This is a genomic window from Acidithiobacillus concretivorus (assembly GCF_018853445.1).
Taxonomy (GTDB): Bacteria; Pseudomonadota; Gammaproteobacteria; order Acidithiobacillales; family Acidithiobacillaceae; genus Acidithiobacillus; species Acidithiobacillus concretivorus.
Map to the genome: position 1 here is coordinate 1 of NZ_JABELD010000031.1, position 2,500 is coordinate 2,500.

At 54.0% G+C, this 2,500-nt stretch carries 2 tRNA genes and 2 rRNA genes (1 of these 4 cut by a window edge); all 4 read left to right on the top strand.

From position 1 onward, the window contains the following. The first annotated feature begins 104 nt into the window (after nt 1-104). Nucleotides 105-1,640: ribosomal RNA gene (locus HJG40_RS04790) — 16S ribosomal RNA — on the top strand. A gap of 46 nt (nt 1,641-1,686) precedes the next feature. After that, a tRNA-Ile gene (locus HJG40_RS04795) sits at nt 1,687-1,763 on the top strand. Between the two features lie 3 nt (nt 1,764-1,766). Continuing rightward, nucleotides 1,767-1,842 (top strand) — tRNA-Ala (locus tag HJG40_RS04800). 254 nt (nt 1,843-2,096) lie between these two features. After that, nucleotides 2,097-2,500, top strand: a 23S ribosomal RNA gene (locus tag HJG40_RS04805) (it continues 2,485 nt past the right edge of the window). Together the 16S and 23S rRNA genes with 2 tRNA genes alongside form the textbook arrangement of a ribosomal RNA operon.

Genomic DNA, 2,500 nt, shown 5'->3' on the forward strand with positions numbered 1-2,500 from the left:
GTTCTTTAAAAGCCGAGTGGAGATGTGTGGGGTTTAGGCCCAAGCTGTATTGAGTATGATTTATCGTACTGAATATGGCGGAAGTTGAACAAATTGTATGGATTGAACTTAAGAGTTTGATCCTGGCTCAGATTGAACGCTGGCGGCATGCCTAACACATGCAAGTCGAACGGTAACAGGTCTTCGGATGCTGACGAGTGGCGGACGGGTGAGTAACGCGTAGGAATCTGTCTTTGAGTGGGGGACAACCCAGGGAAACTTGGGCTAATACCGCATAAGCCCTGAGGGGGAAAGCGGGGGATCTTCGGACCTCGCGCTGAAAGAGGAGCCTACGTCTGATTAGCTAGTTGGTAGGGTAAAGGCCTACCAAGGCGACGATCGGTAGCTGGTCTGAGAGGACGACCAGCCACACTGGGACTGAGACACGGCCCAGACTCCTACGGGAGGCAGCAGTGGGGAATTTTTCGCAATGGGGGCAACCCTGACGAAGCAATGCCGCGTGAATGAAGAAGGCCTTCGGGTTGTAAAGTTCTTTCGTGGAGGACGAAAAGGTGGGTGCTAATATCGCCTGCTGTTGACGTGAATCCAAGAAGAAGCACCGGCTAACTCCGTGCCAGCAGCCGCGGTAATACGGGGGGTGCAAGCGTTAATCGGAATCACTGGGCGTAAAGGGTGCGTAGGCGGTGCATTAGGTCTGTCGTGAAATCCCCGGGCTCAACCTGGGAATGGCGGTGGAAACCGGTGTACTAGAGTATGGGAGAGGGTGGTGGAATTCCAGGTGTAGCGGTGAAATGCGTAGAGATCTGGAGGAACATCAGTGGCGAAGGCGGCCACCTGGCCCAATACTGACGCTGAGGCACGAAAGCGTGGGGAGCAAACAGGATTAGATACCCTGGTAGTCCACGCCCTAAACGATGAATACTAGATGTTTGGTGCCAAGCGTACTGAGTGTCGTAGCTAACGCGATAAGTATTCCGCCTGGGAAGTACGGCCGCAAGGTTAAAACTCAAAGGAATTGACGGGGGCCCGCACAAGCGGTGGAGCATGTGGTTTAATTCGATGCAACGCGAAGAACCTTACCTGGGCTTGACATGTCTGGAATCCTGCAGAGATGCGGGAGTGCCCTTCGGGGAATCAGAACACAGGTGCTGCATGGCTGTCGTCAGCTCGTGTCGTGAGATGTTGGGTTAAGTCCCGCAACGAGCGCAACCCTTGTCCTTAGTTGCCAGCGGTTCGGCCGGGCACTCTAGGGAGACTGCCGGTGACAAACCGGAGGAAGGTGGGGATGACGTCAAGTCCTCATGGCCTTTATGTCCAGGGCTACACACGTGCTACAATGGCGCGTACAGAGGGAAGCCAAGCCGCGAGGTGGAGCAGACCCCAGAAAGCGCGTCGTAGTTCGGATTGCAGTCTGCAACTCGACTGCATGAAGTCGGAATCGCTAGTAATCGCGGATCAGCATGCCGCGGTGAATACGTTCCCGGGCCTTGTACACACCGCCCGTCACACCATGGGAGTGGATTGTACCAGAAGCCGTTAGCCTAACCTTCGGGGGGGCGATGACCACGGTATGGTTCATGACTGGGGTGAAGTCGTAACAAGGTAGCCGTAGGGGAACCTGCGGCTGGATCACCTCCTTTAAAGAAATGGGTCCTAGACCCCACACACGCCACTCGGTAAAGAATCGGGCCTATAGCTCAGCTGGCTAGAGCACACGACTGATAATCGTGAGGTCAGTGGTTCGAGTCCACTTGGGCCCACCAAATGGGGCTGTAGCTCAGCTGGGAGAGCACCTGCTTTGCAAGCAGGGGGTCACCGGTTCGATCCCGGTCAGCTCCACCAAAGGGAAGAGGCCCGCGAGAAGCGGGTCGGACGCTGGGGTGGAGAAGCAGGAAGCAGGTAATAAGTAATAAGAAGTAGAGAGTAGGAAGTAGAAAAGTAAGCAAGAGTCCGTAGTAGTGAGTTTCTAAACAAGAAGCTGAGTACTACCGATTCGAAGTAATGAAGCGGTATTGTTCTTTGACAGTTGAGGAAGGGAAGGCCATGTTTGTCATCTTGCCGATGGCAGACCTCCAAGTGGATGCTTGGGGATATATGGTCAAGTGAATAAGGGCATACGGTGGATGCCTTGGCAGAGACAGGCGATGAAGGACGTGGATACCTGCGAAAAGCCTCGGGGAGCTGGTAAACAAGCTTTGATCCGGGGATGTCCGAATGGGGCAACCCAATCCGAGTGATCGGATTATTGCTGACTGAATACATAGGTCAGTAAAGCGAACGCGGTGAACTGAAACATCTCAGTAGCTGCAGGAAAAGAAATCAACCGAGATTCCCGTAGTAGCGGCGAGCGAACCGGGACCAGCCTTCATGATTTAGCGTAAGACTTAGGAGAACAACCTGGGAAGGTTGGCCGTAGTGGGTGATAGCCCCGTATCCGAAAAGACTTTCGTGGAACTAAGCATGAGCAAAGTAGGGCGGGACACGTGGAATCCTGTCTGAA